A 21858-nucleotide genomic window follows, 5' to 3' on the forward strand; every position below is an offset into this window, starting at 1 on the left:
GATTCATGTTCTCTGCTGAGCATCGTGAGAAACCTAGCGCCTTGGCAGTGTAGACTGGCGTCAGCTTTCAGTACTCCAAACAGTATGTCTTGTAAAAAAAAGACACCAGCGTAGTAAAAAAACAAACCCTAGCAAAGCTAGGGTTCTAAAGTCAGACACATTGCAGGCGCACAATGTTATCTAATGCACTTAAACACTAACCTACGTTTGCGATGCCAAAAGACATATCCTCTTGAGTCGTTCTTTGAGTGTTTGTAGCATCAAACGGTTTGTCGGTATCAAAAGTCGACATCGCCTGTATCAGCTTGTCTACTCCAACACCTTGAACCGCTGGCGTTATGTCCTGAGCCATGCTGGCGATAGCGGAGGCGGATATAGCGTAACCTCCATCACCTGGTTGAACGTATTCAATTGCATGATCGCCACCCAGGAAGTGGTCCGTCACAGTCACTTGATTACTTTCATCGCCATCAATGCGGATAAGAAGGTCATCCCCTTGACGATACCAGCTAAGTTGGTCTCGCCCGATACCATTGAAGAAAACCCAATCGGTGCCGCCTTCGGAGTCGTCGATAACATCTTGACCGGTATTGGCTCGGAATATGTATTGATCATTGCCGGCGCCACCAATAAGTTGGTCATTGCCATCCTCACCAACTAAGGTGTCGTTACCTGCACCTCCTACCAATATGTCGTCGCCGGACCCGCTGAACGAGCCGTTTCCACCAGAGAGATAGTCATCACCTTCGTTACCAAGCAGATAGTCATTACCTGCAAAACCAAAGATTTGATCTTTCAAAGCATGACCTCGAACATAGTCGGTTCCGTTACTGCCCAGAGTTTGCTCACCGGTGGCATCGATGACCTGATCGAAGTCAGCGGGATTCACACCCGTTCCAGTGCCGGTACCAGGGTCAGTGCCTGAACCGCTGTCAGTGCCTTCGCCAGAATCACCATTGTCCGCTGAACTCTGTAAATCAGTAACCAAGGTTGCAATTTGTGCGGCACTAATCGCCGATTCGCCGTTGACAGGCTGTACCCATTCGATAGACGCGCCGTCGAAGTGCCCCTGCACGCGTACTTGTTGAGTTTCATCGTCATCAATCCGAATCACCAAATCATTGCCGTCTTTGTACCAATGCAATCGACTGGTTTGCACATCATTGAAGAACAGTACATCTTGCTCACCTGACGTATCGATAATGAGGTCCTGACCATTGTTGGCCTGAATGTAGTAATTATCGCTATCGCTACCACCTGCCAGTACGTCATTTCCATCTTCGCCCACCAAGGTATCTTGGCCAGCACCGCCAACCAGAATGTCGTCACCTGAGCCATTGTACGATCCGTTGCCTCCTGACAAATAGTCGTTACCGGCATTACCTTCAAGGTAGTCGTTACCGCTGAAACCGAAAATCTGGTCATCCTGGTCGTAACCTCGAATGTAATCTTTTCCATTGGAACCCAGAGTTTGACTGCTGGTCGCATTGATCACCTGGTCGTAATCGGCCGGGTCAACGTTTAACGATGGATCAGTGTTACCAGAGTTGCCCGTGTCAGGATCGCCATCACCAGGATTGCCATTATCAGGTTCTCCACCATCCGTTTGGGACGCTAAGAATTGATCGATGGAAACGACGGCGATTGCTCCGTTGCCATTGTCATAACCAATTCGTTCTATCTGATTATTCGCGTTCAAATAGTGATCTTTAACGCGAATTTCCTGCTGTGTGTCATCATCAACACGAATGATTAGGTCATCACCATCACGCTCTGTTGACAGCTGGCTTTCACCGATGCCAATGAAAAACACCGAGTCAGTACCGCCACCAGTGTTATCAATAACGTCCTGCCCCGAATTCGCACGATAGTAATAGGTGTCATTACCCGTACCTCCTATGAGTACGTCGTTACCCGTTCCTCCGTCCAAGGTGTCGTTACCTGCCCCACCAATCAGCTCGTCGTCACCACCTAGTCCGAAAACAACATCATCACCTTCCAGCGCATTGATTTGATCCTTACCGGTATTACCTTGCAGGGTTTCTCCCGTTTCTGTACCTGTCATGACTTGGTCAAAACCGGTCCCCGCAGCATTGATGATTTGCTCAATAGCGTCCGCCTGAACGACCTGACCACCGCCTAACACGATGTAATCTATTCGTGCATCGCCACCAGCAAAATGATTTTCCACACGCACGGTTTGGTTTGCATCTTCATCAATGGTAATCAAAAGGTCATTACCATCTTTCGCGTAGTTCAGTCTATCCCCGGTAACACTAAAGAAAATACCATCGTTACCATCGCCGGTTTGACGAATCACGTCATTACCACTGTTATTCGCGTAGATGTATTTATCGTTGCCGTCACCGCCATCCAAAATGTCATTACCCAAACCGCCGTTCAGCTGATCATCTCCGGCTTCGCCAAAGAGGATATCATCACCGCCTTTTGCATCCACGTAGTCATTCCCGGCACCCGCTTCAAACGTTTCAGACCGATCCCCTGAACCAAAAAGTGTATCTTTCAGGTCAGTCCCCCGGTAAACAACGCGATTCTCTATGTCTTCATAACTCAATTTTTGACCATCAGAGAATACGAATTCTTGAATTTTAAACAGCTCAACATTGTTCGTGTATGGGTAGTACCAATTCTGGATCGTGATCTGATCCAAACCATTACTGTGTTCAACGATCAGGTCGTTTTCCTGACGAACGAATGTTAAATCGCTTAAGGCAATATCACTTCCAAACTCCAGCTTGTTGTCAGCAATTTTTTGGTTAGGGTACGTATGATTGTCGGACAACACTGTTTCGATAATCACGTCATTACCATCACCCAAATTAAACTGGTAAGTATCAGCCGCGAAGGAGCCATAAAGAGTATCGTCGCCAGTACCGCCGTTAATGACATTGCGAATATTGGCACCAGAAAACCAGTCATCATTCGAAGCATAGATGGTGTCGTTACCAGCACCACCGAGCAGAATGTCAGCTGAGTTAGCATCACCGGTTAAGGTGTCGTTTCCTTCCCCACCGTCTAGAGTGCCTCTGCCAGACAGCGTGTCCTTTCCCGCACCTCCGTCGAGCGTGCCTTCACCGGTAATGGTGTCGTCACCTGCACCACCTTCCAGCCGTCCTGTACCGCTGAGCGTGTCATTGCCCGACTCACCGTACAGATTTCCATCGCCAGAGATGTCATCGTTGTCTCTGCCGCCATACAAATCACCCGAACCGGTTATAGTATCTTCCCCAGCGTCACCGAAGACAGTACCGGTGCCATCAATGATGTCGTTCCCTTCTCCTCCACGCAGGGTACCGGTTCCTTTTAAGGTGTCGGTACCGTCACCACCTCGAATCGTATTTGTTCCCGAGTAGTCGGTTATTGTGTCGTTACCGGCACCACCATCCAGTTCGTCATCGCCTAAACCACCAACAATCTCATCTTGCCCGGCTTCACCGAAAACGATGTCGTTTCCATCGCCAGTATAAATGGTATCGTCGCCCTCTCCGGCGTATACGGTGTCGTTCGTCGTATGACCTTTAATCTGATCATTCAAGGCAGTACCTTTAAGCGTTTGAGCCAAAATATCTGCGTAAGAAAGTATTGTCGAGCCAACGATTACGGAGTCGATTGATGCATCAGAACTTTCACTTTCCTGGTCAAACTGTTTCCGAACCCGGATAAGTTCAACTGGCGAAGTAGCAGACCCTGTGGATTGCTCCAATGCCTGGCTGGCCTTGTCTAAAATGATTAAATCATCACCTTCCCGTCTGAATACGAGTTCATCTATTGTGTACCCGGTAATATTGAGTGCATCGTTACCGGACGCCTCAATAATTGAATCGGTACCATCCCCTTTTTGGTAGTGGTATGTATCATCACCACCAAGCCCTTGCAAAGTGTCGTTACCGCCGGCACCCAACAGATTGTTGCCACGAGCGTTTCCGATCAACTCTTCATCAATGGACGTCCCTTTCACGGTTGCTTCTTCTATGTCCTCAACAGACCATTGAATGATTTGATCGTTCGCATCCACAAACTCGATTCCATCTCGCGCATAATAGTCTGGCGAACTGAACCAGTTGTTTAGGGTCAGTTTGTCGGTGCTTTCCGCGGTCGAGAATGTTATTTCGAGGTTATAGCCGGCGCGTCTGAAAACGGCGTCGCTCAGGTTCAAATCGGTCAATTCAATGGTCATCTTGCCGGTCAGATCGACAATAGAATCTGCACCATCGCCCAAACCAAAAACGTAACGATCATCGCCTTCACCACCTTTGAGACTATCGCCCCCCACACCACCGGCTAAGGTATCATTGCCGTCTCCGCCGACCAGCGTGTCGTCACCTTGGCCACCCAACAGAGTGTCATCGCCACCCAGGCCAAACAATGTATCGTTACCAGCGGCACCTAACATGTCGTTTGCCCCTGCGTTGCCAATCAATTTCTCGTCTGCGGCAGTTCCTATAACCGTGGCGGCTTCAATATCTTCCGCTGACCAATAAATGACTTGGTCATCTGCATCAACAAATTCGAGTCCATCACGTGCGAAATAGTCAGGTGAATTGAACCAGCTGGTTATCGTCAATTTATCGGTGCTTTCTGCGGTCGTAAACGTGATCTCTAGATTACTGCCGGTACGTCTGAAAATCGCATCACTCAGATTTAAGTCGGTCAATTCGATAGTTAATTTACCGGCATCATCCGCAATGACATCCGATCCGCTGCCAGATCCAAAGACGTAGCGATCATCGCCTTCGCCACCGCGTAAGACATCACTACCTTCACCACCGACTAAGGTATCGTTATCGTCGCCTCCGATGAGTGTGTCATTCCCTTCACCACCATATAAAGTATCGTTACCTGAACCGCCATCCAGCGTATCGACCCCACTGTCACCAAACAGCGTGTCTTCACCCATACCGCCACTCAGACTATCGTGCCCATCACCACCATAGAGCTCATCATCGCCTTCTTCGCCGTATAGCCAGTCTCTATCGGCGCCACCAAAGATTTTGTCATTGCCTGCTTTACCGTAGAGTTTATCTACTCCTGCCAAGCCTGTTATTTCATCGTCGCCTTCACGACCATAGATCGTGTCAGAACCTGCTGTACCCACGGTCGATAAGCGAAGCATCTCGGCTTGATCCAAAGTTGAACCATCCGCAAATTCAATCAGCTCAATCAGTGAAGCTTCACGCTTCCAGTTTTTAAAGATAACACTCACGTTATCTGCCGGTATGGACACTTCCAAATCGAACTCACCACTGTGGCGAATAACGACATCGTCTTTGGTCAAAGATGCATCAGTAATTTTGATTTTATCTATGGCACTAGCGTCTTTGCTGAGGTCTTCAATGACAACATGCCCGCTGCTCCGATCGATCTGATAAGTCGTGCCGCCATGACTGCCACCAATAAAGCTCAGGTCGCTGCTTACTTTGACAACCGACGTATGCTCATCAAGGTACAGCGTGTTTGCGCCTGATATTACCTCCACAGGAATGGCATTTAATTCTGCTAAGGTGAAAATCGCACCATTGGCAAAGGTGAGGCCTTTGATCAATCGTTCAGATAGTCGGAATTGATCTTTTACAACAACAGAACTATTGGTCGACGTGTCGGTGATGACCAGGTCATCATCCACGTGACGCAGGATCAGATTTTCAAGCAGAACATCTGCGCCAAAAGACAGAGTATTCTGACTTCCATCCGCAATTTCATAGACATTATCTTCGCCCCAACTACCCGTAAAGTGGTAACGGTCTGCACCTTCTTTGCCTATGAGAGAATCATTCCCCGCACCGCCTTCAATGACATCGTCACCAGAGGTTGCTTCCACAAAATCATTAAATTCAGAACCCTGGTTAGCCGCGCTTGCAATATCAGCTGCCGTCAACACCGTTGCATCCGAAAACCGAATATTGGCGATATTCGGGCTATTCACAAACCAGTTTTTAACGACGATTTGATCACTACCCATCGATATAAACAGATGTTTCTCGGTACGCGAAAACGTTAAGTCCGCTAAGGTGACGGTGGCATCAAATTCTATTTCGTTGGTTCCAGAATTATCGTCTATCGTGTCTTGACCAAAACCAATGCCATAACGATAGGTATCGTTTCCGGCACCGCCTTTAAGATAGTCGTTTCCGCCTTTGCCTGTGATGACATCGTCTCCGCTGGATCCGGTTATGTCCTCAGTTCTGTTAGAGCCCGTAACCTCACCTGCTTCGTTTAATGTAACGATACTGGAAATTTCATCGGTCAGTACGCCAGCATTGTCGGCCAGTATATTTACCTGGTCCTTTTCCCAGACCACACCATTGGTGAACTCGATACGCTCAATAGGATAGTCCGGTGAGTTATACCACCCTTCGATAATCACCGTGTCGTCGGTGTCGCTGAACGTAATATAAAAATCCTTACCCTTGCGGTAAGCATTCAGGTTATCGGGGTTTTCACCGCTAAAGCGAAGAACATCAAAATCTCCGGAAGCATCGTGAATACGTGCGATACCAAAACCAGCCGCCATCGCGTAAACATCGACATTGTTCGCCGTATCGAAAAACTCCAGATCAGCGCCAGGTAAAGGCAATGAACGCTCAACATCGTCAGGAACAAGCTCTGATGTTTTTAGCTTTTGCAAAACATCGTTTCTATTCCAAACCGTGCCGTCGGAAAACTCAATGAATTTAAAACGGTCGCTGGTGAAGCGTACGTTCACGTCACCATCTGCATTGGTAACATAGAAAGTGCCATACTGGCGTTTAAGTTGAAGCTCAGACGCTGCAATGCCCTCGCCAAATTTCAAGGTATCGTAGGCGTTGAGATCAAAGTTGATCGCATCATTACCATCACCTTTTTCATACAGGTAGGTATTGGCTCCAGTCCCGCCGGACAAATTATCATTGCCTTTGCCCCCGCTGAGGGTGTCATCGCCGTCGGCACCGTACAGCACATCGTTGCCATCACCACCGTCAAGATTGTCGTCACCGATAGCACCATAGAGCTTATCGTTACCCAACCCACCCAATAGTGTGTCGTTACCGGCCGCACCCAAAACAGTATCGTCACCATCGAGCGCATCGATTACATCGTTCTCAGCTGAACCTTCTAAATAGTCATTGCCTTCGGTAGGGGCTTCAGTCAACGCGATCACGTCATCGGGTAAAAGCAGTGAACCGTCTGCAAATTCAAACTCACGAATCGATAAATGTCCCGTACCGCCAAACCAACCTTCAATGGTTACTTGGTCACTGGTAGTATCACTTCCGGGCGCTTTCAATAAAACCAATAAGTCTTTATCTGAACGCGAGAACGTGACGTCGTCTTGGGTAACGCCCTCCTTAAAGCGCAGTTTATTCAACTCGACAAAAAGGCCACCATTGAGCTGACGACTGCCCCGATCGTTGATGTAATCATGGCCATCACCGAAACCGAATAGGTATGTGTCGTTTGCACTACCGCCTTCCAGGCGGTCTTGACCTGCACCACCGTCGAGGGTGTCTTCGCCATCACCGCCATATAGCAAATCGTTGCCACTGTTACCGAATAAAACGTCAGTGCCACCACCCGAGGACAACGTATCGTTGCCTTCGCCGCCGGAAAGAGTGTCGTTACCTAAGCCAGTAAATATTTGATCGTGACCCGCGAGCCCATCGACAACATGACCATCATCGCCTTGCACAAGATAATCACTACCCATTGTAGATTGGTTTGCAAGCGCTAAAATCTGTTCAGCGTCCCATACGGTGCCATCTGCAAAAACAATTTCTTCTATCTCGAACGAGTCAGACGTAAGTTTGCTGAAGGTCAACGATGCATTCGAGCCGATGAGTGACAGAATAACGCCATTCTGAGTCGACCGGATCACAACATCCGTTTCGCTAATACCTTCATCCAACATCACTCTGTCGGTTCCCGCCACCCCTTTGCTTTCATAAATACGATCCTGTCCGGATTCATGGCCAAACAGGTAAGAGTCGCTACCGTTCCCGCCATAGAGGTGATCATTACTATTGACTCCGCCGGACAATGTGTCGTTCCCGCCATATCCGTAAATACGTTGATTAAGACCGTTCTCACCAATAAGCGTGTCGTCGTCTTCAGTTCCATAGACTCGTATTTGGGCATTGAAATTTGGCGCACCAGGCGTCTTTTCCCAAACCTCTGCCGCTGTCCAGACTGTACCGTCCGAAAACTCAAACTCGTCAATAGAACTAACATTACGTAAGAAGAACGAACTAACCGTTAATACATCGGTTAAGTTCGTAAAACGAATAACCAGATTGTTACCTTGTTTTTCAAACGAAACATTTTCAGAACTGAAGTCACCGGTAAATTCCACTCGGTCTTGCGCACCTTCAAAATCAGAAACTTCATCGTGCCCAAAACCATTGGCGAAAATGAACCGATCGTTACCGGTACCTCCGCCTAGCTTGTCGGAACCAGAACCTGCATGAATAATGTCATTACCACTGCCTGCAATAACTTCATCATTGCCGTCACCGTCATAAATAGTGTCATCACCACTTCGACCAAAGATTTTGTCGTTACCTTTACCAGCGTCGATGATGTCATCACCCCCACGAGCGTCGATCTGATCCGCCACATCAGAACCCGTGAGCGTGTTGCTGTCCCCCGTGTCTTTTATCAGCCGGGTACCGTCTAACAATTCAACGTTGTAATAAAATGGCAAGTCTGACTGAATCAGCTCGTTTTCCAGGAACAGTTTTTGATACTTCTCTGCCTTAGCTGGGTCAATCGAATTGAGGTCATCGAAATAGCGTTGGAAATGGCCATCAAAATCATCTGTTATCCATATACCATCTTCAGAATCATAAACATCACTGGTGAAGAAATTGCTTAGAAAACCATAGCGTACCATTCGGTCATTCAGATAATCGCGATACCCTTGCAACTGGTTTCCTAAATTACCCACGTTAAAGGTATTGGCATCGCTGCCTGAAAAACGCTCTAACGTGCGAATGGCCTGCAGCTGAGTATTGTCAGTGATGTAGTCGGTACCCACCCACTTGAACAATATCGCATTGAGTTTCTCGGTATTACCTATGTTGGCATCATCACTGATAAAGTCTTCAACGAGGGCCTGTAGCTGGCCGGTTGTGTCCAATGCCATGGCTTGATGCAACGTGGCGACTTTTCCAGAACCCAATGCCTGTGGCAAACTCTTAATGAGCTCTGAAATTTCGATGTCGATATCTAAAAAGCTGTCGTAGTTATCGGCGGAGAAAAATACCGCTGCGGTATCACGAACATCACCATCCGTCCGAGTGTACGATGACGCATAAAACAGCTCATTGCCGTTTTGGATGGTACCATCCAATTGGTGTTCAATATTAATGCTCTTAACACCCGCTTGTTCCATCGTCATCATTTCATCAAGCGTCGAAACGCCATCACCGTCTTTGTCTTGCCAAACACGCAAATTTTTGAATATCGCATCGTTTTCATCGATGACTTTATCGTTGTTGTCATCGACTGCCGCGAGTGCTTCAAAACCATGTAGTGAAATGTTCCCGTCGTTCAATACGGTACTGTCACCAAACAGTTCTCGACCATTGTCGATAACACCATTCCCGTTTAAGTCAACAGACAAAATGCCATCGTCCGGCGAGACAAAACCGGTGCGAGTGCGGAAGCCATCTGAATTTAAATCGAAGTGAACGGACTGGTTGGTTGTTTCAACACCGTCACCGTCTAAATCCAACACAATGGGGTCGCGGCGCTGTGGTGGGTCTAGATCGGGGTTATCGGGGTTGTCATCGTCACCGCCTTTTAAGCGAATGCTTAGGTCGTTGTTGCTGAAGTTCAGGATGCTGGTGCCGTTTGCGAGATTCAGGTCACCGTTGTTATCCCAGTGATAAATTTCACCGGAGTCCGTATTTTGATAGTACCGGCCTGAGTCATCCTCATCGATAAGCTCACCACCGGTATATTGAAAACCTTTTTCACCGCTGCCATTGTCGTTAAACACTTGACCGCTGCCATCGGCGTCAAGGATTCGGTCTCCCGCGCCAGCGATGTAGGTATCGTAGCCCTCGGTGTCTACCAGCAGATCCTCACCTGCCCCTCCAATGAATTGGTCGTTACCCGAACCTCCGTTGACAACGTCATTTCCATCACCACCGGTCAATACGTCATCGCCACCGGCTCCCATGATTTGGTCATCGTCGATTCCGCCGTCAATGACGTCATCACCGTCACCCCCAGACAATGTATCGTTTCCTTCACCGCCTGAAATATCGGTTGATTGATTGCTAGCACTGATCTGGTCATCGAAGCTCGAACCTATAATATTCTCAGCACCCTCTACAACTAAACTTTGCGAATCTCCTGAGGTTGTGATCGATACAGAATTTTCTCCTTGGCCAGTAACAACTGCCGCTTTCGCACTATTGGTGAAGTCGATGGTATCGCCATCTTCCCCTTCTGCACCCATGTCAACGGAAGTTAAATCGTTGATGCTTTCATTGGTTAGTTCACTGACATTGATGACATCATCTGCATCGCTCAATGTTATTTTTTCGACTCGATATAACTCGTCTTCCCACGAACTCCCATCTTTTGACTTTACTGTGTTGCCTACTTGTCCACTGGAGTCACTAGTGACGTTGGCGTCTAAATCGATCCGTACGCCGTCAACAATATTACTGTAGGTGACTTCGTCTTCTGACCCATCACCCCCATCTATATAATCATTCCCTTCAGTACCAATGGCAATATCATCACCACCCATGCCAAAGAGGTGATCATCACCCTTGCCGCCAATCATCACTCCAGAGTGATCACCATGGAATACTATTTCCCTTGAATCGATAATTCCGCCGTCGACTCCATCGACATAAAGCTCATCGTCATCATCGACAAAATGAATATCTCCGGGAATAGGTAGTGGAAAGAATAGTGGCCCGGAAAAGGTGCCATCAGTATCGCCCGACAGCCAGTACTGTTTAAACAGAAGTAAATAAGAAGCTCTCTTATCTATCCATTCATCGGTCGCACTGCCTGTCCCGGCTTCTGGATTGTAGAAGTCGAGCAGATTGTCTTTGTGAGCGGAATAGTCAGCGTCTTCAATAACAAATGGGTTTAACTCCATTAGAGCATATTGCCAAGCTTCGCTGGTTTTTACTTTGGAAAGAATTTCCTGTTTGGTTTCGTCAATTGTTTTAAAATCTTCAAACTTTAAAGCACCCGATTGAAAAGAAGCTTTAATAGAATCACTGCCTTCAGGGAAGAACAGTTTATCAAGTCTCACAATTAGGTCTCTTTTTTGGTCTACTGTGAACCCGAAAAATGCCTTATAAAAATCTTTTGCAGTTTCTTCACCAAAATACCCACCCAAAAACGCGACGCCAATAATGAGTGCAACGGCAGGTGCACCAGTGATACCTAATGCTATAGCACCTAGCCCTGCAACCGCTCCTGCTGCTGATCCCAAAATTTCGGAGCCAGCTGTTTCAACTGCAAATTCAGCCAATATACCCTTCGCGAGCTCATGATCACCAGCTGCTTCTGCAGCTTGTGCTTGAGAAACAGCAACCATTGTTCCTAGTACAAGAGCAGCAGGGCCCATTTTATTCAGGACTGACCCACCATATTTATTTGCGTAGTCTAGTGAAACGGTATAAGAGGATTTGAGGTAGTCTCTCAGCCCACCGTCACCAAGCAGCTCCTGATACAACTCAACCTGTGCAGTAGAAAGAGTTTCCGTGTTTAAACTCGCAGGATCAAAGTTCATTAGTCGAGTCATACCGTCCAATGAAAAACCGCTAAACATGTCTGAAGCGATCAACTGTGTAATCGAATTTCCAACGAGAACCTTTTCAATCTCTGCAATACCATAGCTATCAAATAGCTTCTTTACATCTGCGTAAGGCACGCCGTCAATCGACTTAATATTCGAATTTTGCAAAAGTGCTGGTAGCTCTGATTGAATAAACACACTTGAAGGGTCAGGAACTTCCGGCAATATAAGCCTAAAGTGACCGTTGGCTTCGGCTACATATTTTTCTGAAGCAATATCCCAAAGTGAAGTAGAGCTTACTCGGCTACCACCATCAACGCGACCCTCGTAGGCGACGTCAAACTTATAGTCAATACTACTTTGCTGTTCTGGTGAAAGCTCTTCATATCTAACGCCTTCCTGCTCATAGGCAATAGAGTCCCTCAGTGCCTGTTTAAATGGTTGAGAACTTAAAAACGAACCTATCTCACTAGACCCCACATCCACATACTGACCTTCAGGAGCGTTCGTGACCAACTCACCCGCAATTTCTACAGCCCTCGTGCCATTTGTAAATTTGCCACTGAACAGTAAGTAAGTATCGTCTGGTGTTGAATTATTGACTTTACCACTAACCTGGTCAACGAGGTCATATAATTCCTGAGTAGTAAATATTTTTGCAGTACCATCAGGGTTTTTGTCACCTAATCTATTGAATGCTTGTTGTGCAGTTAGTTCACTCATCGTCTTTAATCTCCACTGCCATAAACCCGTCCAACACACCATCGTAACCATGCACAGCGAAAGCAGCTTCTAACTCATCCCTAAATTCTTTTAATTTATTGGTGTCAGGGCGCTGTATAACTTCAGCTTCGCGTGTCACTGGAGATTCAATACGTATAGCGTATAACTTATCTTCGAAGCAAAAATAGAAACTTTTTACCTTAGTCATAAGGTGTTCATCTGGCCCGACTACCAAAAAATTTCCGTTTCCTGGGTTAATTACATAGTTCATCCACTGACCGTAATTATTAAAATAGCCACCTCGTGCTTTAAGTTTTAAGTAGAGTTTACTTTTTGGATCAACTAGCGAGAAAAACCTCTCGACAAATTGATCATCAACGGGTTTGAATTTGTACATATTATCTTCCTTTATATTTTCCGTTCATATAACGACACCCAATGGGAATGTAATTAATCAAAGGGGCAGTGTCATTGATCTGAACCCTTCACTTTTAAATTCTTGCTCATTAGATGCAAAAACTTCAATCACAAAAGTTACTCCAATCTATTAATGGTAACGTGACACAGTAATTGACTATAAAATCACGACCACAGGGAGACCTAATTCAAATATCAATTGCTCTGACCCCTTTGAATTTTTTCATTAGAATTTTTTAAGTGGGTTGTGCACATTTTAAAGAAAAGGGGTCAGTGTCATTGATCTGAACCCTTCACTTTCATTTCTTGCTCATTAGATGCAAAATCTTCAATCATAAAAGTTACCCCAACTTCTCCATTTTAAAGTTTCACAATAATTAATTTTAAAATCACGATCACAGGTAGACCGAATTCAAATATCAATTACTCTGACCCCCTTTGATTTTGACTCACTTGAATTAGCGGTAGACGTTATTCATTCTATTTTTTAACTTCATTAAAGATCATTCTTCCTATTCCAAACGAAAACAGTAGCCATAGGATAGAAAACAAAATATACACAATAACTTCAACCCTACTTCCTTTATGCTCTTTCCGTTCGAACACGATTCGGCCATTAAATGCCAAATAGAACAACTGTTTTCGTCCAGACATCCCGATTGTATACTTTGCGTTATATTGCGATTCTCCCACTCTATTTCCACTGAGAAAGGAAATGTCACTAAATTCATAATCTTTAAGTACTGCTCTCAGTTTTAACTTCCCTCCATCAACTTTCGTGAAATAAATACCATGCCCACCAGCTCCTTTACGCGGGGGCAATGTAACGCTTTCGACTTTCCCAACAATCTCTATCGCTTCAGCACCATTGCTATACCAGGTATACCAATTGTAGAAACTTGAAATTTGATCATATGATCTGTAACAAGCAAGCTACTGTTATTACGTTTACTGGCTTCATGTTTTGTTTTCTTGATTCTGTTTCGACTTAGACTTTAAGTACTCAACTTTCTCGTCACCTACCGCATAATCCAGTGCCGTTTTTCCCTTGTCATCCGTCGCATCAATATCAGCCCTCTGCTCAATCAGGAACTCAAGCATTGCTAAATCCGCATGTTGTGCGGCATGCATCAAGGGGGTTCTGCCCATGTTTTCAAGAGTCAGGCAGGTATAGTAATTTTCTTCACTTTCTTGATACGGCTTGTTTACGTCGGCACCATTTTCCAACAGTACTTTTACAGTTTCATGTTGATTGAATTGAATTGCATAAAAGAGCGGTGTTTTACCGAACTCGTTGGCGTGGTCCACCTCAAAGCCTGCGTTGATAAGCATTGAAACAATATCGGGGTGATTGATTGCTAAAGAGATGGGGGTTTCCGGCGAATACAGTTGCGTTTTGTCGTTAACTGAATGTGCGACGGTCTCTATTAAATCTGGCGATGCGTTCTGAGTGATGAGCATTCGAAGCGTATTCAATTTGTTTTGATCATCTGCTTCGTTCAGCGCAGTAATAAGTGGATCTATGTCGCCTTTCATTGCCGCTAGCGTATGTGGCACAACTGCCCAGGCCTTATCCTGATAAGAGAAGGCACCGAATGCCCACCGGGAGATATCATCAGTCGCTTTGCTTGCAAATATCGTCGCTTTTGCGCTCGATGCCTTGTGTTTGGCTTTGTACCACTCGGTAAGTTTTACGGTGACACTGGCAAGTTCACGGTTAAATTCTTCATATAAGCGACGGTTGTATAAACTCTGATAACTCCAGTACTCAAAATAGCTGTGCGCTGGCTGGGTATCTGAGAAGTAAGTGTTGTAGGTTTGAGGTGAGTACCCAAGCCATGTGAGTCCGAAGTCGTAAAATCTCCGTTGTGCGTGAATTATAGAACCGCCACATGTCGAGCCATATGCGGGGCTTCTTATTTGTCCAGCAAGCGTTAGAAGTTCTTTTAAGAATGCTAATTGCCTGAGGCTATTTTGGCACTGAAAGTCTACTTGTATTGGTGAGCCGTGGCCGGTTCCTAAATCGAGATCGGTATGAAAGATCTGACTCGGGTAGGCTTCCAGTTCGGCGCAGCTTACTTGGCCATCCGCCAGAGGGTCGGTCAGTTGAAAGGCATAGCCTTCTGGTAGTTCACCGGTCTGTGTGTGCACGCCATACCAAGTACCCGAGTACTCAGCAACGTTCGTTGCCTTTGGCCAGTCTGTGGTTTGTATAATAACGTCGCCAATAAAGGTTTCTTTAATATTTGGGTTGTTAATAGTCTTTAACGTCAGTACGTTTCCCTCTAGCTTGCCGGACAGCTCGATAGGCGTTTGCGTCTTTAAGTAAAAGTAGTGCCCTTTGGCGACACCATCATCTTTGATGTATACCTGCATTTCTATTGGCGTTTTCGCCACTGTACCTTGAGCGCCTAGGTTTATATCTGCACCGCTGAAAGGAGCGCGCAACACCATGGCAATGACTGCTAGTTTTTTAATATTCATCCTAAGTTTAATGCTCAGTTCTGGGCTTTTTGAAGCAGGTTTCTGAACCAATTTCGATTTAGACATCTTCGTTACCGTTCCCTGAGCGATTCCATTTTCATTCGCATTAATGGCGACAGGAAAAACTCAATGAGCCGACGATTGCCAGTTTGTATTTCAGCCGTGACAGCCATGCCGGGCTTGAATTTTACGTCGCGGCCTTCAGCGTAAAGGGAACTTTTCTTTAGCTTCAACAACATGCTGAATACAAGGCCACGCTTTTCATCCAGTATTGCGTCACTGGAGATCGACAGTATTTCTGCGTCGACAATGCCATATTTTGTAAAGGGTAATGTGTGAATTTTCACTTCGGTGCTCATACCTTCATGAACAAAACCTATATCCTGATTGGCGATGAATACTTCCACCTCGACGGCATCGCCTTCTGGAACAATGGTCATCAGCTTTTCCGCATCGGTAACGACTCCGCCCAGCGTGTTGATGACCAGATTCTGCACAACCCCATCAACCGGGGAATTCAGCGTATAGCGTTGCAGCCGTTGCTCGGCTTTGGTTTGCTCATCTAGCAAAGCCAATTTCTTCTGTCGTAATTCTATGATCTCATCCAGCAGCTGGTTATTCGTTTGCGCCGTGAGTGCAGCGATGCGTTGAACGGATTCTGCGTAGGAGGCTTGCAGCTGTTGTTTTCGTTCCCGCTCTAACTGTAATGAGTAGGTGGCTTCAGTAAGTTCCTGCTGAAGGCTCATCATTTCCATCTCAGAGACACCATCGTACTTGTAAAGCGTGCTCACTTTCTCGAATCGCGTTTCAGTCAGAGGTACGGTTTCTTGCAGTTTTTCAATGAGTGTTATATTCATTTGTTGTTCAATTGCCACACGAGCCATGGCTTCAGATAAGCCTTGTAGACTGGCATGATATTGTCGCCAAAGCCCATTCAGTAAATCTTGGTCTTGTAAGTGATCGTCTCGGTTTCGATACCAATCCGCCATAACGAGCCGTGGCTGAAGGTTGATTTCAGCCTTATTTGACTCCGCCAAAACAAGGTTTCTATAGCTTTGCTTCACCCAAAGTTTCCGCTCAGTGGCGTAGAGGTCACTCTGGATACGATTAAGATCCGCACCAACGCTAATGCTGTTGAGTTCTACCAAGGGTTGCCCCTGCGTCACCAGCTCACCCTCTTTTACATAGATTTTAGTGACCGTACTTTTTTCATAGGGCTGAACATACTGCACGCGCTGAGTCGGCAGTATTTTTCCGTCCGCACTAACAACGATGTTTACAGTACCGATACAAGCCCAGGCAACACCAATGATCAACAACAACGACAACGCACGAGCCAACCAACGCGATAACGGATTCGGCGGTGTGGCTTGAACTGAAAGTGCCGCTGGCATGAACTGGTAAGTTTCCATGTCGGCCTTTGCGTGAGACTTGTTAAAGAATTTCATGCCTCTGCCTCAGTTTTAACAGAGACTGTCGCTCGTTTAAGAACGACGTTTGGATTACCCGTTGTTTGTACATTTGGGCTGCGTGACTTAATGGGTTTCTGTTGTATGGCATGGAGCTGAGCGTAACGGCCATTTCCAGAAAGTAACGCTTGCGGCGGGCCATATTCAACAACCCTGCCTTTCTCTAACACCAGTATCTGGTCGCACTGTTCAACTGCCGAGAGCCGGTGCGCAATAATAAGTACAGTACGGTTTGAACAAATAGCGCGCATGTTCTCCTGAATCACTTTTTCTGATTCATAGTCCAACGCACTGGTGGCTTCGTCAAAAATTAGAATTCTGGGATTGTTGATTAACGCGCGGGCAATGGCCAGCCGTTGACGTTGACCACCGGAGAGATTGCTACCCTGCTCCTCGACTAACGTGTCATAACCATTGGGAAGCTCCGCAATAAAACCATGGGCTCCCGATAATTTTGCGGCTTCAATAACTTTCTCGATGGGAATTGAGGGATCGATTAAAGCAATGTTTTCGCGAATAGTTCTGTTAAACAGAAAGCTGTCTTGCAGGACAACGCCTATTTGCCTGCGCAACACGGTAGGATCGATGGTACCCAGGTCGATACCATCCACGCAGATGCGACCGCCTTCCGGTACATACAAACGCTGTAGTAACTTTGCGATCGTGCTTTTACCTGATCCTGAACTACCAACAATGCCGATTGACTGTCCCATGGGCAGGGTGAAGTTCACGCTGTTTAAAATCGCAGGGCCGTCCACCACATAGCGGAAGTCAACGTTTTTAAATTCTATGTCGCCCTGAATGTGCTCCATAGTAGACGATGCCTTGCCCTGGTTCGGCTCCCTCGGTGCATTTAAAATGTCACCCAGGCGTTGGATTGATATACCCGCTTGTTGAAAGTCTTGCCAGAGTTGTACCAGCTTCAGCACAGGACCACTGATACGACCGGCAATCATGTTAACGGCTATCAACTGACCAACCGTTATTTCACCATTGATGACCAAGTGGGCACCAAACCAAACAATGCCCAACGTCATTAGCTTGTTTATGAGCCCTGATATCTGACTCGCAATATTGGTCAAGTTCGTACTTTTAAACGAAGCACCGACGTAGGCAGACAAATTGTCTTCTAAACGGCGCTGCATTTGAGGCTCTACCGATAACGCCTTTACGGTTTCAATGCCCGTTATAGATTCGGTCAGAAACGAAGTATTCGCAGCACTGTGTTTGAATTTCTCATTTAGACGTTGACGCAGAACCGGTGTAATGAGCAGCGACAAAACGACGTACAGCGGAATCGTACCCAGAACAACCCAAGTTAGCGTAGGGCTGTAATACCAAAGTACGCCAATAAATAGAAACACAAACAACAAATCAATCACTAAGGTCAACGCCGTACCGGTGATGAAATCGCGGATGGTATCTAACTCGCGTACGCGCGCTACGTTCTGACCAACTTGGCGGGACTCGAAATATGGGAGAGGTAACGCCAGAAGATGATTATAAAGCCGCGCACCAAGCTCTACATCGACCCGATTGGTCGTGTGACTGAATAGGTAGTTGCGAAAGCCCCCCATGAAGGCTTCAAATACAATGGCAATGAGAAATCCAATCGCTAAGACGTTCAGTGTTGAAAATCCCCGATGCACAACCACCTTATCCATAACAACCTGGAAAAAGAACGGTGTTACCAGAGCAAACAGCTGCAATACCAATGAGGCTATCAGAACTTCTGCAAAAAGCTTTCTGTACTTAACTAACGAGGGCAAAAACCATGAAATATCAAACTTCCTGGCCAGGGCGTCGGCTATGTTTGTTTTCTTGGTAATGAGAATTACTTCGCCCAACCAGCGTTGTTCAAAACTCGGTAGATCCAGAACTTCTGGTTTAGTGCTCCGCAAGTCTTGGATAAGGATCGACGATATGACACCGGCTTCATCCTTCGCAATTTTTGCCAAGATGAAGTAACTTCCATCTTCGCCTTTTACAATACAAGGAAGATTAGCAGGCTTAAGGGCCGCGAGCGACGGAGACATCTTTTTTGCTTTTAGCGCCAGAGCCTCAGCGGCTTGCAGTAGGCTGATGTCATCAAATGGCTTGTGCGTATGACCATAAAGATGTTGAAGCTTCTGAGGATTTGCACTGATCTGATGATACTTTGCAAGCGCCACAAGCGTGGCTAACCCGGTGTCCATGACTGTTGAATTCCTTTAAAACAGCAAACTTACAATGACTGCGCTGTGATATTTGTTGAGCCATTTAATTGAGTTTTTGGTCACTCAGCCGCAACTAAATTATAAGCACCCAGTGATTTTAAACTTAAATACTCGCAAGAATTGCAGTTGGTAACGGTCAGTTTTTAGGCTTGATACGCTGGCATTTATTGGCGAATGCAAGAGGCTAGTAACTTTGAAACCAGGGATGAAATTACCGTGATTGTTGAGATGTTTATCAGCAATCATGAGCTGAGTGGTGACCATCACCTAAGGCTCTCAATTACAAATTGTTACAGATGCTTACGCAACATCACATAATACTAAATGTGATACAAATCACAAAAACAAGGCATACATTAGAATCTCATAAAATAATTTATGTCGATATCTCACCAATAATGGCTAAAAAAAAGAATTAGAATGGGATTGATATACAAACGTAGTGACTACCCACGGTTAGAAATTGCATGTGGAGCAATCACTTTGCAAGGAATTTTGCGTCACTTTTCATACCCTAAAAAAGTTGGTGCACTATCGGCCACATTATTACGACATTTGTTAAACACACTTCTTTTACATTCGAGAAAAAACAACTCATACCTTTATTTTCGAATTCAGATTTTGTTTCTGCCAACATTGATCCCAACGATACATAGCCATTCCGGTTCAGACGATTCATCAGTCCAGATAGCATTTCCACGTAACGTTTTGACCTGATCGATTTCGCGGTTTACCATTGCAGCGAATCGATCCGTTATTGAGAGAAAACACGGCTAACAAACAGGGAAGTTATGCGCAAACAATATTGAGCATCTACAACATGTAGCGCAAGACATCTAAAAATAACGCCCAAGGATAATCTAAAAGGAATCAAGGTGGACTTAGCCCCTGTGGTTATTCCAATCAACACATGATTGTTTTTTGGTTGCACTTATTTTTTACCTTCACCTAATTCCAATTCACGATATTCATTCCAACAAACGACAATTTCGTTGCATAGCGAACGAAAATAAGGAACGCACGTTGAATAAAAACTTTACAGGTTCTGTAGGTAGGAACACTTCAAAGATCGCACTATCTCTAACCTTGATCAGCGCTGTTGCATCTGCAGGGGATTACAAAAGGACATTCTCTGTCACGAGCGTGTCTGAAAATAAAACGCAGACTGAAGCCTGTGTAGAGGCAACGTTAAAAAACCGAGCAATGGCCGATATCGAATTTGGTGAAACAAATTACATGATGATATCGTCTGATAAGAAACTGAATTATTCTGATGAGTCTGTGTTTGTTTGCGAAGCCACTATTCTTTGGGGCGTACCGGGCGTAGAGAAACCCAAGCTTATCACTCTTCATAACCCCACAGATGAAGATATCATTGAAACAACAAACGAAAAACAACAAGGGCAGCTTACACTATCTGTTGGCCAGTCATTTTCGTTTGAATCACTAGCCGGATACAAGACTTTAGATGGGCAATATGTGTCAGGCACGTATTCAAGCGCAGGTAAGACCGGCTATCGCATAGCTCTTTATCAAAGCCGTTTACATTATAAGTTCCCGGAAAACGATGAAGAGAAGCAGACTAAAGCTTTCACAAGCGTTGGTATCGGCATAGAAAGAACATTATTGAAAAGTCCCTCACTACAGTTACTGGTAAGACTCGACGCAATAGAACCTTTTCCGTTTTCCCAGACATTAAAAATAGATCATGAGGAAGGAACTGTAGAGAAAAAACTTGTTGCTGGAAATGTGATTTCGGTAGGCTTGCCAATAAACTATCAATGGCGAAATACTAACTTCTCTTTGAACCTGAATCGCGTCATTTATTCAGATTTGCGTAATTTGCATCCATATAGTTTGGGAGTCGAAATAGGCTACCGATGGTAGCATTCTATTTGGCGGCGGGCATTGGTACGAAGCACCTTCGAAGAATTGAACTTGCTTACTGAGGTCCGACGTAAGCAAGTTCTGCTCAAAAGGTATCTGTTTACTGCTTAAACATGTCTTTACCTTTTCCAAGTACTGGCCACGCATCAATGCCATCGCCTTCGCGTCTGGGCAAGATATGAAAATGCAAGTGATCAATGGATTGTTGTGCACTCACACCTGTGGCATTGAGAATGTTAAAGCCGGTAAAGCCATATTGTGAACTCACTTCAGAGTATACATACTGCACGAAGGCCATGACGTCTGCTAACAGTGTCGCAAAAACTATAGCTCATAATGTACCTTTAGCCTTTTTGAAATTATGTTTTGCGTGCACGGATCTGCATAGAATGGACGTCAATCGATTTTTGCGAGTCATGTTTAGCTCACACGAATCCCAACCCATCATTGCTTTTGATTTACAACCCAAAAGTGGGAATTCCTTGCACCACCATCAGCCGCCCGCTTTGCTTTTCAACCTAAGGTTTAGTCAACTGAGTAACAGGACGTGCATCGGCTGACTTTACCATTGGTATCAAATTCAAAATACTCCGCCGTTTCACCGCCGCGCGCATTCTGATAATAGAGGGTTATACCGTCGACACCCATCAATATTTGCCGTAGCTTGAAAGTCAGTGACGGGTTACGAGTCAGTCCGATCAAAAAATACTCGCGCAGTTTGTCGCGACTAACGATGGTCCCAGCAGGATCGTTGTAACGCTCGACAATCAACGGGCTTTTGAACACCAGCGGATCGGCGTAGTGAGAAATGATGCGCTCAATATCGTGTGTGTTCCACGAGACAATCCAGTCGCTTGCGAAGGCCTTGACCTCTTCCAATGTCATATACGGTTGT

The 21858-nt window shown here is 45.7% G+C and carries 8 protein-coding genes; 1 reads left to right on the plus strand and 7 read right to left on the minus strand.

Going from position 1 to position 21858, the window contains the following annotated elements; translation table 11 throughout:
• Window positions 1-196: 196 nt before the first annotated feature.
• The 5 genes from IYN85_RS09720 to IYN85_RS09740 all read right to left on the minus strand — a co-directional run bounded on the left by IYN85_RS09720 (window position 197) and on the right by IYN85_RS09740 (window position 19055).
• Entirely contained in the window at window positions 197-12490 is a 12294-nt protein-coding gene (locus IYN85_RS09720) for a calcium-binding protein (protein ID WP_196158700.1), read from the minus strand.
• A complete protein-coding gene (locus IYN85_RS09725) occupies window positions 12483-12887 on the minus strand; it encodes a hypothetical protein (RefSeq protein WP_196158701.1) in 405 nt (134 codons plus the stop codon). The genes IYN85_RS09720 and IYN85_RS09725 overlap by 8 nt, the downstream gene beginning before the upstream one ends.
• A gap of 977 nt (window positions 12888-13864) precedes the next feature.
• Complete coding sequence (locus IYN85_RS09730) at window positions 13865-15457, minus strand: ankyrin repeat domain-containing protein (RefSeq protein ID WP_196158702.1); 1593 nt, start codon at window positions 15455-15457, stop codon at window positions 13865-13867.
• Between the two features lie 5 nt (window positions 15458-15462).
• Window positions 15463-16839, minus strand: a complete 1377-nt coding sequence (locus IYN85_RS09735) for an HlyD family type I secretion periplasmic adaptor subunit (RefSeq protein WP_196158703.1) — start codon at window positions 16837-16839, stop codon at window positions 15463-15465.
• The gene (locus tag IYN85_RS09740; RefSeq protein ID WP_196158704.1) at window positions 16836-19055 is read right to left on the minus strand and encodes a type I secretion system permease/ATPase; all 2220 of its coding nucleotides are present in this window, start codon (window positions 19053-19055) and stop codon (window positions 16836-16838) included. The genes IYN85_RS09735 and IYN85_RS09740 overlap by 4 nt, the downstream gene beginning before the upstream one ends.
• Window positions 19056-20099: 1044 nt before the next feature.
• Between IYN85_RS09740 and IYN85_RS09745 the strand changes: the two genes are divergently transcribed.
• Window positions 20100-20963, plus strand: coding sequence for a hypothetical protein (locus IYN85_RS09745; protein WP_196158705.1), 864 nt, complete (start codon window positions 20100-20102; stop codon window positions 20961-20963).
• Between the two features lie 100 nt (window positions 20964-21063).
• On the opposite strand, the gene IYN85_RS09750 is transcribed toward IYN85_RS09745, so the two are convergent.
• Together IYN85_RS09750 and IYN85_RS09755 are read right to left on the minus strand one after the other, a co-directional pair.
• Entirely contained in the window at window positions 21064-21291 is a 228-nt protein-coding gene (locus IYN85_RS09750; RefSeq protein ID WP_370592197.1) for an HIT family protein, read from the minus strand.
• A 197-nt stretch (window positions 21292-21488) separates the two neighbouring features.
• Complete coding sequence (locus IYN85_RS09755; protein ID WP_196158707.1) at window positions 21489-21848, minus strand: nuclear transport factor 2 family protein; 360 nt, start codon at window positions 21846-21848, stop codon at window positions 21489-21491.
• Between the last annotated feature and the right edge of the window lie 10 nt (window positions 21849-21858).

This window comes from Reinekea sp. G2M2-21, assembly GCF_015687175.1.
In the GTDB taxonomy this organism is placed as follows: domain Bacteria; phylum Pseudomonadota; class Gammaproteobacteria; order Pseudomonadales; family Natronospirillaceae; genus Reinekea.